Annotated in this window: 12 protein-coding genes and 1 pseudogene; 12 read left to right on the top strand and 1 reads right to left on the bottom strand. The window is 76.4% G+C overall.

Going from position 1 to position 13570, the window contains the following annotated elements:
- Window positions 1-305: 305 nt before the first annotated feature.
- The 12 genes and pseudogenes from metK to ABZ881_RS16795 all read left to right on the top strand — a co-directional run bounded on the left by metK (window position 306) and on the right by ABZ881_RS16795 (window position 12614).
- Complete coding sequence (gene metK / locus ABZ881_RS16740) at window positions 306-1523, top strand: methionine adenosyltransferase (RefSeq protein ID WP_358485439.1); 1218 nt, start codon at window positions 306-308, stop codon at window positions 1521-1523.
- A 136-nt stretch (window positions 1524-1659) separates the two neighbouring features.
- The gene (locus ABZ881_RS16745; RefSeq protein ID WP_358485441.1) at window positions 1660-3759 is read left to right on the top strand and encodes a primosomal protein N'; all 2100 of its coding nucleotides are present in this window, start codon (window positions 1660-1662) and stop codon (window positions 3757-3759) included.
- A 64-nt stretch (window positions 3760-3823) separates the two neighbouring features.
- Window positions 3824-4372 carry a peptide deformylase gene (gene def, locus ABZ881_RS16750; protein ID WP_358485442.1) on the top strand — a complete coding sequence of 183 codons (549 nt, stop codon included), beginning with the start codon at window positions 3824-3826 and terminating at the stop codon, window positions 4370-4372.
- The gene (fmt, locus tag ABZ881_RS16755) at window positions 4369-5301 is read left to right on the top strand and encodes a methionyl-tRNA formyltransferase (RefSeq protein WP_358485444.1); all 933 of its coding nucleotides are present in this window, start codon (window positions 4369-4371) and stop codon (window positions 5299-5301) included. The genes def and fmt overlap by 4 nt, the downstream gene beginning before the upstream one ends.
- Window positions 5302-5880: 579 nt before the next feature.
- Window positions 5881-7266, top strand: a pseudogene (locus ABZ881_RS16760) (transcription antitermination factor NusB); the annotation flags it as partial.
- Between the two features lie 130 nt (window positions 7267-7396).
- Window positions 7397-8083, top strand: coding sequence for a ribulose-phosphate 3-epimerase (gene rpe, locus ABZ881_RS16765; protein WP_358485546.1), 687 nt, complete (start codon window positions 7397-7399; stop codon window positions 8081-8083).
- 59 nt (window positions 8084-8142) lie between these two features.
- On the top strand, window positions 8143-9150 hold the full coding sequence (gene ribD / locus ABZ881_RS16770; protein ID WP_358485548.1) for a bifunctional diaminohydroxyphosphoribosylaminopyrimidine deaminase/5-amino-6-(5-phosphoribosylamino)uracil reductase RibD: 1008 nt from the start codon (window positions 8143-8145) through the stop codon (window positions 9148-9150).
- A 15-nt stretch (window positions 9151-9165) separates the two neighbouring features.
- On the top strand, window positions 9166-9804 hold the full coding sequence (locus tag ABZ881_RS16775; RefSeq protein WP_344028372.1) for a riboflavin synthase: 639 nt from the start codon (window positions 9166-9168) through the stop codon (window positions 9802-9804).
- A 65-nt stretch (window positions 9805-9869) separates the two neighbouring features.
- Window positions 9870-11138 carry a bifunctional 3,4-dihydroxy-2-butanone-4-phosphate synthase/GTP cyclohydrolase II gene (locus ABZ881_RS16780; protein WP_344028438.1) on the top strand — a complete coding sequence of 423 codons (1269 nt, stop codon included), beginning with the start codon at window positions 9870-9872 and terminating at the stop codon, window positions 11136-11138.
- Between the two features lie 209 nt (window positions 11139-11347).
- Window positions 11348-11494, top strand: a complete 147-nt coding sequence (locus tag ABZ881_RS16785; RefSeq protein ID WP_358485551.1) for a bacterial transcriptional activator domain-containing protein — start codon at window positions 11348-11350, stop codon at window positions 11492-11494.
- A 65-nt stretch (window positions 11495-11559) separates the two neighbouring features.
- Window positions 11560-12051: a 6,7-dimethyl-8-ribityllumazine synthase gene (gene ribH, locus ABZ881_RS16790; protein WP_344028380.1), complete on the top strand. Its 492-nt coding sequence runs from the start codon at window positions 11560-11562 to the stop codon at window positions 12049-12051.
- 155 nt (window positions 12052-12206) lie between these two features.
- The gene (locus ABZ881_RS16795) at window positions 12207-12614 is read left to right on the top strand and encodes a PH domain-containing protein (RefSeq protein WP_358485552.1); all 408 of its coding nucleotides are present in this window, start codon (window positions 12207-12209) and stop codon (window positions 12612-12614) included.
- A 33-nt stretch (window positions 12615-12647) separates the two neighbouring features.
- Here the strand turns inward: ABZ881_RS16795 and ABZ881_RS16800 are convergent, their stop codons facing one another.
- Window positions 12648-13412: a DUF2786 domain-containing protein gene (locus tag ABZ881_RS16800; protein ID WP_358485446.1), complete on the bottom strand. Its 765-nt coding sequence runs from the start codon at window positions 13410-13412 to the stop codon at window positions 12648-12650.
- Between the last annotated feature and the right edge of the window lie 158 nt (window positions 13413-13570).

Raw genomic sequence — 13570 nt, forward strand, 5'->3', positions numbered from 1 at the left:
CGGTGGGCCCGTCCGCGCGGTTCGCGGCGGTACTGTTCCGACCAACGAGTGGGGCGGCTCGCGATTCGCGAGCGGAGCGTCAATCACCCCATCCGGCGACCCTGTGTAGCTGATTTTCAGCGATACTTCACGGTGCGTGCACAGTTGCGTCCGGTGATCTCCGTACCGTCGCCCGATCTGGACTAGGGTCGGTCCCCGGCGGACGCCCCGATCGCGGAAGCGTCCGGACGAGCGCGGCCGCCCGAGGCGCGTCGCGCCGGAGTGAAGGCAGCACCACGACAGCACCACAACAGCACCACAACGGGATGGAGAAACTGCGCGTGTCGAACACGAGCCGCCGTCTGTTCACGAGCGAATCGGTCACCGAGGGCCACCCCGACAAGATCTGTGACGCGATCAGCGACACGATCCTCGACGCGATGCTCGCGCAAGACCCGAGCAGCCGGGTGGCCGTCGAGACCATGGTGACCACCGGGCAGGTGCACGTCGCCGGTGAGGTCACGACCAACGCCTACGTCGAGATCCCGCAGCTGGTCCGGGACCGCATCCTGGAGATCGGGTACGACTCGTCCGCGAAGGGCTTCGACGGCACCTCCTGCGGCGTGAACATCGCGATCGGCGCGCAGTCGCCGGACATCGCGCAGGGTGTCGACACCGCCTACGAGAGGCGCGTCGAGTCCGCCGAGGACGAGATCGCCAAGCAGGGCGCGGGCGACCAGGGCCTGATGTTCGGCTACGCCTGCGAGGACACCCCGGAGCTCATGCCGCTCCCGATCGCGCTGGCCCACCGGCTCGCCCGCAGGCTGACCGAGGTCCGGAAGAACGGCACGCTGCCCTACCTGCGTGCCGACGGCAAGACCCAGGTCACCATCGACTACGAGGGCGACAAGCCGGCCCGGCTGGACACCGTCGTGCTGTCCTCCCAGCACGCCGCGGACGTCGACCTCGACGGCATGCTCGCCCCCGACATCCTCAAGCACGTCGTGACCCCCGAGGTCGAGGCGCTCGGCTGGGACCCGTCCGAGCCGCGGCTGCTGATCAACCCGACCGGCCGCTTCGTGCTGGGCGGGCCGATGGGCGACGCGGGCCTGACCGGCCGCAAGATCATCGTCGATACCTACGGCGGCATGGCCCGCCACGGCGGCGGTGCCTTCTCCGGCAAGGACCCGTCGAAGGTAGACCGCTCCGCCGCCTACGCGATGCGCTGGGTCGCCAAGAACGCCGTCGCCGCCGGGCTCGCCGGGCGGATCGAGGTGCAGGTCGCGTACGCGATCGGCAAGGCGGCCCCGGTCGGCCTGTTCGTGGAGACCTTCGGCACCGAGAACGTCGACCCGGCGAAGATCCAGGCCGCCATCGAGGAGGTCTTCGACCTGCGCCCGGCCGCGATCATCCGCGACCTGAAGCTGCTGCGCCCGATCTACACCCCGACCGCCGCGTACGGCCACTTCGGCCGCACCGACGTCGAGCTCCCGTGGGAGGACACCTCCCGCGCCGACGCGCTCAAGTCGGCCGTCGGGGCCTGACCGCCCGCACCACGCCCGTGGCCGGGTCCGCACCGCGCGGACCCGGCCACGCGCACGTCACCGGCCGCCCGGGCCCCGCCGCCCGGCCGGGTGTCCGTCCGACCGGTGCGTCGGAGGCGTCTGGTAGACCCTGGCCGTGAGCTCTCCCGCGACCGCACGTCCCGCCGGGGCGGCGCGCCCCCGGCGTCCCGCGCGCAACCGCGGCGAGTGGCAGGAGGCGGCGGCGCTGCCGGTGGCCCGGATCGTCGTCGACGTCCCGCTGCCGCACCTGGACCGGCCCTTCGACTACCGGGTGCCGACCCACCTCGACGACGTCGCCGTCCCCGGTGTCCGGGTCCGGGTCCGGTTCGCCGGCCGGATGGTCGACGGCTACCTGCTGGAGCGCGCCGGGTCCTCCGGGCACGACGGCAGGCTCGCCTGGGTGGACAAGGTGGTCTCCGCCGAGCCGGTCCTGACCCCCGAGGTCGCCGGGCTCGCCCGCGCCGTCGCCGACCGGTGTGCCGGGGTGCTCGCCGACGTGCTCCGGCTCGCCGTGCCCGCCCGGCACGCCCGCGTCGAGTCGGAGACCCCGCGGACCCGGGCCACCGCCGATCCGGAGCCGCCCGACCCGGCGGGCTGGTCGGCCTACCCGCGCGGCGGCGCGCTGCTCGACGCGCTCGCCGGGGGCCGCGCCGCGCACGCCGTCTGGCAACCGCTGCCCGGCGAGGACTGGGCGGTTCGGCTCGCCGAGGCCGCGGCCGCGACCCGCACCGCAGGCCGGTCCGCGCTGCTCGTCGTGCCCGACCAGCGCGATGTCGACCGGCTGCGCGCGGCCTGCGCCGCGCTGCTCGGCGAGGACGCGGTCGTCGCGCTCACCGCCGAGCTCGGCCCGGCCGAGCGCTACCGGCGGTGGCTGGCGGTGCGGCGGGGGAGCGTCCGGGTGGTCGTCGGGACCCGCTCCGCCGCGTTCGCCCCGCTCGGTGAGCTGGGCCTGCTCGCTGTGTGGGACGACGGCGACGACTCGCACTCCGAGCCGCGTGCCCCGTACCCGCGGGTCCGCGACGTGCTGGTGCTGCGCGCGCACCGGGAGGGCGCCGCCGTGCTGGTGGCCGGCTTCGCCCGCACCGCGGAGGCCCAGCTGCTGGTGCAGTCCGGCTGGGCGCTGGCGGTGCTCGCCGACCGGGCGACGGTGCGGGCCCGCGCACCGCGGGTCACCGCGATCGGCGAGACCGACACTCAGCTGGTGCGCGATCCGGCGGCCCGGGCCGCCCGGGTCCCGGGGGTCGCGTTCGAGGCGGCCCGCGCGGCGCTGGCCGCCGGGCGCCCGGTGCTGGTGCAGGTGCCGCGCTCGGGCTACCTGCCGTTCCTGGCGTGCGCCTCCTGCCGGGAGGCCGCCCGCTGCCGGCACTGCGCCGGGCCGCTCGGGCTGCCCCGACCCGGTTCCGGCGGGACCGACGCGGCCGCCGGGCTGCCGGCCTGCCGGTGGTGCGGCCGGATCGAGCCCGGCTTCCGCTGCGGCAACTGCGCGTCGCGCCGGCTGCGGGCCGGGGTGGTCGGCGCCGGCCGCACCGCGGAGGAGCTGGGCCGGGCGTTCCCCGGGACCACCGTGCGCACCTCCGGCGGCGGCGCCCCGATCGTCGACGACGTCCCGGCCGGGCCGTCGCTGGTGGTCGCGACCCCGGGGGCGGAGCCGGTCGCCGAGGGCGGCTACGGCGCGGCGCTGCTGCTGGACGGCTGGGCGATGCTGGCCCGGCCGGACCTGCGGGTCGCCGAGGAGACGCTGCGCCGCTGGTTCGCCGCGGCCGCCGGGGTGGTCCCGCACACCGACGGCGGCCGGGTGGTGGTCGTCGCCGACTCCGGTATCCCCACCGTCCAGGCACTGGTCCGCTGGGACCCGGCCGGGCACGCCGAGGCCGAGCTGGCCGAGCGCGCCGACGTCGGGTTCCCGCCCGCCGTCCGGATGGCCGCGGTCGAGGGCCCGCCGGCCGCCGTCGCCGAGATCTGCGACGCGGTGCTCGATCCGGACCGGGACCCGCCGCGCGGGGTCGAGCTGCTGGGGCCGGTGGAGATCGAGCCGCCGGAGCGTCCGGGGCGCGGCGCCGGCCGCGACGAGATCCGGGAGCGCGCGCTGCTGCGGGTGCCACGCGACGCCGGGCGGCGGCTGGCGGCCGCCCTGCACGACGCCCAGGCGCTGCGCACGGCCCGCAAGGCGGCCGACGCGGTGCGGGTGCGGATGGATCCGGGGGAGATCGAGTAACCCCGCCCGGCCCCAATGGCACAATTGGTACCCCACCCACCACCCACCGTCCGCGAGGAGAACCGTGCCCATCCAGCCCGTCCGGCTGTTCGGAGACCCCGTGCTCCGCACCCGTGCCACCGAGGTCACGGACTTCGACGCGGAGCTGCGCAAGCTGGTCACCGATCTCACCGACACGATGCACGACGAGGGCGGCGCCGGCCTGGCCGCGCCGCAGATCGGCGTCGGCAAGCGGGTGTTCGTCTACGACTGCGACGGCTTCACCGGGCACCTGGTGAACCCCACCTGGGAGGCGGTCGGCGACGAGGACCAGATCGGCATGGAGGGCTGCCTGTCCATCCCCGGCTTCGGCTGGGACTGCCGGCGCAAGCTGACCGTGGTCGCCCGCGGCTGGGACATGCACGGCGAGCCGCTGGTCGTCGAGGGGTCGGAGCTGCTGGCCCGGTGCATCCAGCACGAGACCGACCATCTCGACGGCGTGCTGTTCATCGACCGGCTCGACGCCGAGACCCGCAAGGAGGCCATGCGGGCGATCCGGGAGGCCGAGTGGTTCGGCCAACCGGCACCGACGGTGCAGGTCAGCCCGCACCCGCTGTTCGGCAAGGCTCGATGAGGCTGCTCTTCGCCGGCACGCCGGCACCGGCCGTCCCGGCGCTGCGGGCGCTGCTGGACTCGCCGCGGCACGAGGTGGTCGCCGTGCTGACCCGGCCGGACGCGCCGTCCGGCCGCGGCCGCAGGCTGACCCGGTCACCGGTGGGGGAGCTCGCCGACGCCGCGGGCCTGCCGGTGCTCACCCCGGCCCGGCCGTCCGAGCCGGAGTTCCTCGCCGCGCTCCGCGAGCTGGCACCGGACTGCGCACCGGTCGTCGCCTACGGGGCGCTGCTTCCGCGGCCCGTGCTCGACGTGCCCGCCCACGGCTGGGTGAACCTGCACTTCTCGCTGCTGCCCGCCTGGCGCGGCGCGGCCCCGGTGCAGGCGGCGATCCGGCACGGCGACGACGTGACCGGCGCCACGACCTTCCGGCTCGAGGAGGGCATGGACACCGGGCCGACGTTCGGCGTCGTCACCGAGACCGTCGGCCCCACCGACACCGCGGGTACGCTGCTGGGCAGGCTCGCCGAGTCCGGCGCCAAGCTGCTCGCCGCCACCCTCGACGGCATCGAGGACGGCACCGTGACCGCTGTGCCGCAGCCGGCGGACGGGGTGACGTTCGCCCCGAAGGTCACCACCGCCGACGCCCGGGTGCCGGTCGGGGCACCCGCCACCGCGGTCGACCGGCTGATCCGGTCGGTGACCCCGGAGCCGGGCGCCTGGTACGAGTTCCGCGGCGAGCGGCTCGGCGTCGGCCCGGTCCGCCCGCTGCGCACCGGCGAGCTGGAGCTCGCCCCCGGCGAGCTGCGGGTGGAGCGCCGCCGGGTGCTGGCCGGCACCGCCACCGTCCCGGTCGAGCTGGGCGAGGTGAAGCCGAAGGGCAAGCGCCTGATGGCGGCGCCGGACTGGGCCCGGGGCGCCCGGATCGAGCCGGGCGAACACCTGAGCTGACCCGCCGCGACGCCGGACGATCCCGGCGGCGGGCACCGACGACGAGCGAGGACGGCCGGAACCATCCGGCCGAGGCGGGACGACCGCCGAGGAGACGACGTGAGCGAGCAGGACCCCGGAACCCGACCGGGCGACGACCGGCCCGACAGGCCCGCCCGGCCCGACCGTGACGGCCCGCGCGACCGCGGTGAGCGTCGTGACCGGGGCGGCCGTGCCGATCGGGGCGGCCCTGCCGACCGGGGCAACCGTGCCGACCGGGGTGACCGTGCCGACCGGGGTGACCGTGCCGACCGGGGTGACCGGCCCCGCCGGGACGACCGGTCCGGCTCGGGCTGGTCCGGCGGCGGGCAGCGCCCGGACCGCGCCGCCCGGGACGGCGGCCGGGGGACCGGCGGCGGCCGGGGTGGCGGTCCGCGCCGGGACCGGGACGGTGGCCCGGGAGCCGGTCCGCGCCGGGACCGGGACTCCGGTTCCGCCCCGCGCCGCGACCCGCGCCGGGACCGCACCGCGGGCGGCCGCCGCGAGCGCACCGCGGGCCCGCGCAACGCAGGCCCGCCGCGTGGCCGCACCGGCTCCGGCCGCCCCCCGGCGGGCGACCCGGCCCGCCAGGCCGCCTACGACCTGCTCACCGCGGTGCGCGAGCGCGACGCCTACGCCAACCTGGCGCTGCCCGGCATCCTGCGCCGGCACGGGCTGCGGGACCGTGACGCCGCGCTCGCCACCGAGCTGGGCTACGGCACCCTGCGCGCCCAGGGCCTGCTCGACGCGATCATCGACGAGTGCACCGACCGGCCGCTCGCCAAGATCGAGCACGCGCTGCTCGACGTGCTGCGCCTCGGCGCCTACCAGCTGCTGCGGACCCGGGTGCCGTCGCACGCCGCCGTGTCCACCTGCGTCGACCTGGTGCGCGGTGAGCACGGCGCGCAGTCGGCCGGGTTCGTCAACGCGGTGCTGCGCCGGATCGGCGAGCACGACGAGCCGACCTGGCTGGACCGGCTCGCCCCGGACCCGGCGCAGGACCCGGTCGGCGCCGCCGCGCTGCGGCACGCCCATCCGCGCTGGATCGCGCAGGCGTTCGCCGACGCGCTCGGCGACACCGGCGACGAGCTGACCGCCGCGCTGGCCGCCGACGACGCCCGGCCCCGGGTGCACCTGCTGGCCCGGCCGGGTGAGATCTCCGCGGAGGAGCTGGCGCTGGCGACCGGCGGGGAGGAGGCGCCGTGGTCGCCCTACGGGGTGCACCTGGAGCCGGGCAGCGGCGAGATCGGTGAGCTCGACGCCGTCGCCGAGGGACTGGCCGTGGTGCAGGACGAGGGCAGCCAGCTCGTCGCGGCCGCGCTCGCCAGGGCCGAGCTGGTCGGCGAGGACACCGGCCGCTGGCTCGACCTGTGCGCCGGCCCCGGCGGCAAGGCCGCGCTGCTCGGCGGCCTGGTCGCCGCGCTCGGCGGCACCCTCGACGCGGTCGAGTCCGCCGAGCGTCGCGCCGACCTGGTCCGGAAGGCGACCGCCGAGCTGCCGGTCACCGTGCACGTGGCCGACGGCCGGGAGTCCGGCCTGCCCGACGGCACCTTCGACCGGGTGCTGGTCGACGCCCCGTGCACCGGGCTCGGCGCCCTGCGCCGCCGCCCGGAGGCGCGCTGGCGGCGCCGCCCCGAGGACACCGCCGCACTCACCCGGCTGCAGCGCGAGCTGCTCGTCGCGGCGCTGCGCCTGGTCCGGCCCGGTGGCGTCGTCGGCTACGTGACCTGCTCGCCGCACGTGTCGGAGACCGTGGGTGTGGTCGGGCGGATCGTCGGCCGGGAGGGGCGCCCCGGCCCGGCCGGTCCGGTCGAGCAGCTGGACGCCCGGGCCGTCCTGCCGGACGGCATGCCGGGACTGGGCGACGGGCCGTCGGTGCAGCTGTGGCCGCACCGGCACGGGACGGACGCGATGTTCCTCGCGCTGCTGCGCCGCCCCGCCGGCTGAGCGGCACCGGAGCAGCACCGGGCCGGGTCGGCGCCGCGGGCCCGGTTCCCCCGTGCCGGATGTGATCCCTCCCTCGCACGGGGGTGCCGGAGGCCGTGCCGGGCAGGGATAGCCTGCGGGCGTGCACCCGATGATCGCACCCAGCATCCTGTCTGCGGACTTCGCGCGGCTCGCCGACGAGGCCGCCGCCGTCGGTCCCCGCGGGGACGAACCGGGGGCCGACTGGCTGCACGTCGACGTGATGGACGCGCACTTCGTGCCGAACCTGACGCTCGGCCTGCCGGTGGTGCAGAGCCTGGAGTCGGCCACCGGCATCCCGCTGGACTGCCACCTCATGATCGAGGACCCGGACCGCTGGGCCCCCGGCTACGCCGAGGCGGGAGCCCGGAACGTGACGGTGCACGTCGAGGCCGCCCGGGATCCGGTGATGCTGGCGAAGAACCTGCGCGCGGCCGGGTCGCTGGCCGGGCTGTCGATCAAGCCGGACACCCCGCTGGAGCCCTGGGTCGACGTGCTGCGGCACTACGACACGCTGCTGGTGATGAGCGTCGAGCCCGGCTTCGGCGGGCAGAGCTTCATCCCCGAGGTGCTGGAGAAGGTCCGGGTCGCCCGCCGGCTCGTCGACACCGGGCACCTGCGGCTGCTCGTCGAGATCGACGGCGGGATCAACGCCGACACGATCGAGCAGGCCGCCGCGGCGGGCGTCGACTGCTTCGTCGCGGGCTCCGCGGTCTACGGCGCGGACGACCCGGGGCGCGCCGTCGCGGCCCTGCGCGAGCGCGTGCGCACGGCCAACCCGCACCGCTGGGCCGGCTGAACCGGACCGATCCGGTGAGCACCGCGCCGCACCAGACGTCCGTCGCCGTCACGGACGCCATGCGCCGCGCGCTGGCCGCGTCCGACCTGGTGCACGGCCGCACCAGCCCGAACCCGGCGGTCGGCTGCGTGGTGCTGGACCGGACCGGCGCCGTGGCCGGCACCGGCGCCACCGCCCCGCCCGGCGGCCCGCACGCCGAGCGCACCGCGCTCGCCGAGGCGGGCGACCGCGCCGCCGGCGGCACCGCCGTCGTCACCCTCGAACCGTGCAACCACCACGGCCGCACCCCGCCGTGCGTCGACGCGCTGCTCGACGCCGGGATCGTCCGGGTGCACGCCGCGCTCACCGACCCGAACCCGATCGCCGCCGGCGGCCTGGACCGGCTCCGCGCCGCCGGCGTGGACGTGACGCTCGGCACACTCGCCGACGAGGTCGCCCGCGGTCCGCTGCGCGGCTGGCTGCACCGGCAGCGGACCGGGCGACCGCACGTGACCTGGAAGGTCGCCACCACCCTGGACGGCCGGGTCGCCGCCGCCGACGGGACCAGCCGCTGGATCACCGGCCCGCAGGCCCGCGGCGAGGTGCACGACCTGCGGCGCAGGATGGACGCCATCGTCGCCGGTACCGGTACCGTCCTCGCCGACGACCCGGCACTGACCGCCCGCCACCCGGACGGCACCCTGTTCGCCGACCAGCCGCTGCGGGTGGTCGTCGGGCACCGGGACATCCCACCCGGGGCGCGGCTCCGCACCGACGGTGCGGCCCCGACCCTGCACCTGCGGACCCGCGACCCGGCCGAGGTGCTGGCCGATCCCGCGATGCGGGACGTCGTCGACGTCCTGCTGGAGGGTGGGCCGATACTGGCGGGTGCCTTCGTCGCCGCAGGCGTCGTGGACCGGGTGCTGGTGCACCTGGCCCCGGCACTGCTCGGCGAGGGACCCCAGGCGCTCGGCGCCGCGGGTGTGGGAACGATCGCGGACATCGTGCGGTTGCAGGTGGACGAGGTCCGCCGCGCCGGCGGCGACGTGGTCATCGACGCACGACCGGCCTCCGGGCAGGTCGGGTAGCAGGAGGCAACGAGGATGTTCACCGGCATCGTGGAGGAGGTCGGCGAGGTCGTCGACGTCCGGACGGACGACGACGTCGTCGTGCTGACCGTGCGTGCCGCACTGGCTGCCGAGGTCGGGCACGGCGAGTCGGTCGCGGTGAACGGCTGCTGCCTCACGGCCGTCGTACCGGAGGGGACCGGCCCGGGGCCGACGCTCACCCTGGAGCTGGTCCCCGAGACGCTCAAGCGCACCTCGCTCGGCGCGGTCGCCCCCGGATCCGGGGTCAACCTGGAGCGGGCCGTCCCGGCCGGCGGCCGGCTGGACGGGCACATCGTGCAGGGGCACGTCGACGGCGTCGGGACGCTGGTCTCCCGCGACCCGGGGGAGCGCAGCGACGCGCTGCGCTTCTCGCTGCCCGCCGAGCTGTCCCGCTACGTCGTGGAGAAGGGCTCGATCGCCGTCGACGGCGTGTCGCTGACCGTCGCCGCGGTGTACCCGGACGGTTTCGGTGTGGCGCTGATCCCGACGACGCTGGCCGACACCACCCTCGGCGCGCGCACCCCGGGCGACCCGGTCAACCTGGAGGTCGACGTGATCGCGAAGTACGTGGAACGGATGACCGCGGGGTACCTGCAGGGCCCCGGGTCCGGAACGGAAGGGGCCGCCCGGTGAGCGAGCCGTCGAACACCCCGGGCGGGAACCTCTCGGGCAAGCTGCCGGAGAACCCGCACACCGCGATGACGCCGGCCGAGCGGGCCGAGCGGTTCGCGCTGATCGAGAAGGCGATCGCCGACATCGCGGAGGGCAAGGCCGTCGTCGTGATGGACGACGAGGACCGCGAGAACGAGGGCGACCTGATCTTCGCCGCGGCCCGGGCCACCCCCGAGCTGCTGGCCTTCACCGTCCGCTACACCTCGGGCTACGTCTGCGTGGCGATCACCGAGGAGACCTGTGACCGGCTCGACCTGCCGCCGATGCACCACACCAACCGGGATTCCTTCCGCACCGCGTACACGGTCACCGTGGACGCCAAGGAGGGCGTGACCACCGGCATCTCGGCGCAGGACCGGGCGCACACCATCCGGCTGCTGGCCGACCCGGCGACCGAGGCCGCCGAGCTGGTGCGGCCCGGGCACGTGCTGCCGCTGCAGGCCCGCGAGGGCGGCGTGCTGCGCAGGCCCGGTCACACCGAGGCCGCGGTCGACCTGGCCCGGATGGCCGGGCTGCCCCCGGCCGGTGCGCTCTGCGAGATCGTCTCGGAGAAGAACGAGGGCGACATGGCCCGCGGCGAGGAGCTCGGCGTCTTCGCCGCCGACCACGACCTCACGCTGATCACGATCGCCGACCTGATCGCCTACCGGCGCCGCTTCGAGAAGCACATCGAGCGGGTCGCGACCGCCCGGATCCCGACCGGGCACGGCGACTTCCTGGCCTACGGCTACGACTCGCTGCTCGACGGCGTCGAGCACATCGCGATGGTGATGGGCGACGTCGGCACCCCCGCCGACGACGGCGAGGACGTGCTCGTCCGGGTGCACTCCGAGTGCCTGACCGGGGACGTGCTCGGCTCGCTGCGCTGCGACTGCGGCCCGCAGCTCGACGCCGCGCTGGAGGCGGTGGCCCGGGAGGGCCGCGGTGTCGTGCTCTACATGCGCGGGCACGAGGGCCGCGGGATCGGCCTGTTGCACAAGCTGCAGGCCTACCAGCTGCAGGAGGCCGGCGCCGACACGGTCGACGCGAACCTGGCGATGGGGCTGCCCGCCGACGCCCGCGACTACGGCATCGGCGCCCAGATCCTGGCCGACCTGGGCGTCGTGTCGATGCGGCTGCTCACCAACAACCCGGACAAGCGGGCCGGGCTGGAGGGCTACGGCCTGCGCGTCGTCGGCCGCGAGGCGATGCCGGTCCGCCCGACTCCGCAGAACCTGCGCTACCTGCGGACCAAGCGCGACCGGATGGGGCACGACCTGCCCGACCTGGGCGGCCTGGCCGATCCCGGGCGCTGATCCGCTGATCCGCCGATGTGGCGGCCCGGGGCGCGAGACCGGCCCGCGCCCCGGGCGTCCGTCACCTGCCGCCGACACCTCGGCCAGCACCGTCTCGCCGAACGTGCGGACCCGCTGCGCGTCCGCCGACCGGACCCGGCACCTGGCCGCGCTGGAGGCCACGATGACCGCGGTGGCCGTCGAGCCGATGCGGGAGGAGCGCGCACCGGCTGGTCGTCCAGGTGCTGATCGACGAGGGCAACCCGGCCTGCGCGGTCCGCCACTACCAGCGCTTCCGCAGCCTCGTGCAGCGGGAGCTGGGGGTCGTGCCGTCCCGGCAGCCGACCCGGCTGATCGCGCCGCTGGTGTCCGGCTGAACGGCGGCCGTCCCGGCGGAGGACCCGGTCCGGCGTCGATCGGACCGGGAGGCGAGAATCGACCCATGAGCGGTGAGGGCAGGCCCGCCGGGGCCGCACAGCTGGACGCGACCGGACTGCGGGTGGGTGTGGTCGCCGCCCGGTGGCACGCCGAGATCGTCGACACCCTGCTGGAGCGCGCGGTCGCCACGGCCAGGGACGCCGGCGCCGAGCCGACCGTGGTGCGGGTGCCGGGCACCATCGAGCTCCCGGTGGTCGCCCAACAGCTGGCTCGCTCGCACGACGTGGTGGTGGCGCTGGGCGTCGTGGTCCGTGGCGGCACCCCGCACTTCGAGTACGTGTGCGACGCGGTCACCGCGGGGCTCACCCGGGTCGCGCTGGACGAGTCCACCCCGGTCGGGAACGGCGTGCTCACCACCGACACGGTCGAGCAGGCGGTGGACCGGTCCGGTGCGCCCGGCGCGCCGGAGGACAAGGGGGCCGAGGCCTGCACCGCGGCCCTGGAATCGGCGCTGGTGCTGCGCGAGCTGCGGGCCGGCGCCGGGGTGCAGACATGAGCGCCGGCCCCGACCGGGCCGGGCGGGAAGGACCTTCCGTGACCGAGCAGCCGCCCCCGGACAGCGGGACCGGCGAGAACCCCGAGCAGCCGCGGGCCGCGGCCCCGGCGCCGGCCGGACCCGGCCCGGACGCCGTCACCCTCCGCCCGCGGGCGATCCTGATCACCGCGTGGGTCTGCGCGGTCGCGGTGATGGCTTTCTTCGCCGTGGTCGCGTACCTGATGCCGTCCGAGGACACCGGCGTGATCTTCCGCCCGGTGGACCAGGCGTCGATGATGGTGATCGGCGCGTTCGTCGCGGGCGGTCTGCTGCTGATGGCGCGGCCCCGGGTGCGCGCCGACGGGCACGGCATCGAGATCCGCAACGTGGTGCTGACCCGCTGGTTCCCGTGGCCGGAGGTGCACGGCATCTCGTTCCCGGACGGCGCCTCCTCGGCCCGGCTGGAGCTGCCCGACGACGAGTACCACCCGGTCCTCGCCGTCCAGGCCGTCGATCGCGGGCTCGCCGTGCGCAACGTCCGCACGCTGCGCGACCTGCACCGAGACGCGGTCCGCCGGGGCTGACCGGGACCGGACCGGCTCCGGCGCCCGGCCGGCTCAGCCGCCGATCGCCCGGGCCCGGCCCCGCCGGCCGAGCCGGGTGCCGCCCAGGTCGGCCCGGTCCGCGGCCTCGGCGCCGCTGCGGTAGCCCGATCCGGACACCTGCGGGGGCCGGGCGCGGCGCAGGCCGGAGTACTCCTCGGAGTAGGCGCGCGCCACCCGGTCGCCCCGGTCGGCCAGCACCAGCGCGGCCGAGATGGCACTCTCGCCCGCGGCGTCGCTCTCGCCGACGGCGGCCCGCTCCGCCTCGCACAGGCGCTCGTGCACCCGGGCGGCGAAGCCGTAGATCCAGGAGCGCCGGTAGGCGGCGACCGACTCGCCCGGATCGGGCGGCCGGATCCGGTTCACCTGGGTGGACGCCTGCAGCAGCAGCGAGGTGTAGAGCAGCTCCACCCGCTCCCGGTCGGACGCGAAGCCGAACACGGTGACCGCGGCGACCTTGCCGCCGCGGGAGTCGTGCAGCACCCAGCGGCAGCGCAGCGCCGCCGCCGTCCACCCCAGCAGCCGGGCCTTCGCCGCGCTGTACGGGTCGTCGACCGCGATCCGGACGCCGCCGATCGGATCGTGGCCCGGTGGCCCAGTGGCGGCCAGGACCGCTTCGTCGACCCCGTGCCGGGCCATCAGCTCGACGGCCTTGTCGGTGTAGATCTGCGCCTCGGCCGCCGTGCCGGCCCGCTCCGCCTTCGCCAGCAGCTTGCGGATCCGGTCCAGCCGGGCCTCCTGCAGCGCGGGACCGCCGGGGGTGTCGTGCGTGGTGCTCACGGTGCTCCTCCTCGGGGCAGGACGTCGAACTCGTGTTCGACACGAGGTCTACCGCAGGGGACCGACGGTTTCCGGCCACCGACACGTCACTACACCCCGTCCGGGGGGTCCGCGGGGGCCGGGTGCGGCCCGCGGTGTCGGGGGTCGCAACTATCCTG

The organism is Pseudonocardia sp. NPDC046786 (genome assembly GCF_040645415.1).
GTDB classification, from domain to species: Bacteria; Actinomycetota; Actinomycetes; order Mycobacteriales; family Pseudonocardiaceae; genus Pseudonocardia; species Pseudonocardia kongjuensis.

Bases quoted from the DNA above. Each gene is read 5' to 3' on its own strand.
- ABZ881_RS16775 (WP_344028372.1), top strand. From the start codon at position 9,166: ATGTTCACCGGCATCGTGGAGGAGGTCGGCGAGGTCGTCGACGTCCGG.
- rpe (WP_358485546.1), top strand. From the start codon at position 7,397: ATGATCGCACCCAGCATCCTGTCTGCGGACTTCGCGCGGCTCGCCGAC.
- metK (WP_358485439.1), top strand. From the start codon at position 306: ATGGAGAAACTGCGCGTGTCGAACACGAGCCGCCGTCTGTTCACGAGC.
- fmt (WP_358485444.1), top strand. From the start codon at position 4,369: ATGAGGCTGCTCTTCGCCGGCACGCCGGCACCGGCCGTCCCGGCGCTG.
- ABZ881_RS16780 (WP_344028438.1), top strand. From the start codon at position 9,870: ATGACGCCGGCCGAGCGGGCCGAGCGGTTCGCGCTGATCGAGAAGGCG.
- ribH (WP_344028380.1), top strand. From the start codon at position 11,560: ATGAGCGGTGAGGGCAGGCCCGCCGGGGCCGCACAGCTGGACGCGACC.
- ribD (WP_358485548.1), top strand. From the start codon at position 8,143: ATGCGCCGCGCGCTGGCCGCGTCCGACCTGGTGCACGGCCGCACCAGC.